This is a genomic window from Polaromonas sp. P1_G2 (assembly GCF_056405515.1).
Genome location: NZ_JBFUBY010000690.1, coordinates 1 through 625, shown reverse-complemented (window position 1 = coordinate 625; position 625 = coordinate 1). Strand labels below are relative to the sequence as shown.

The 625-nt window shown below is 65.1% G+C and carries 1 protein-coding gene; it reads left to right on the top strand.

What is annotated here, in order from left to right:
* On the top strand, positions 1-625 hold a 625-nt coding region (locus AC1D0P_RS26970), incomplete at both ends, for a methyl-accepting chemotaxis protein (RefSeq protein ID WP_477679538.1).

Here is a 625-nt window from a genome sequence, read left to right as displayed (position 1 = left end):
GCGTGAGGCCATGCGCGGCGTCGGCCAGACGGCCGCCCAGGTCCGCACCGGCAGCGCCGAGATTTCCAGCGCCTCCGACAACCTCTCCAAGCGCACCGAACAGCAGGCAGCCTCGCTGGAGGAAACCGCCGCGGCGCTTGAACAGGTCACGGCCAATGTCAAGTCGACGTCCATGCGCGCCGGCGAGGCCCGTGATCTCGTCCGCGGCACACGCACCCAGGCCGAAAGCTCGGGCAAGGTGGTCAGCGACGCCGTCGACGCCATGGGCAAGATCGAGCATTCGTCGAAGCAGATCAGCCAGATCATCGGCGTCATCGAYGAGATCGCYTTCCAGACCAAYCTSCTGGCGCTSAAYGCCGGYGTCGAGGCRGCMCGYGCYGGSGARGCCGGCAAGGGMTTYGCCGTSGTSGCACAGGAAGTGCGCGAACTGGCCCAACGTGCTGCCCAGGCCGCCAAGGAGATCAAGGGGCTTATCCAGAAATCGTCGACCGAAGTCGAAAACGGCGTGAAGCTGGTCCTCGAAACCGGCCTGTCGCTGAAATCGATCGGCGATTATGTCGCCCAGATCAACCAGGTCATGGATGCCATCTCCACCTCGGCGCGGGAACAATCCACCGGACTGGCC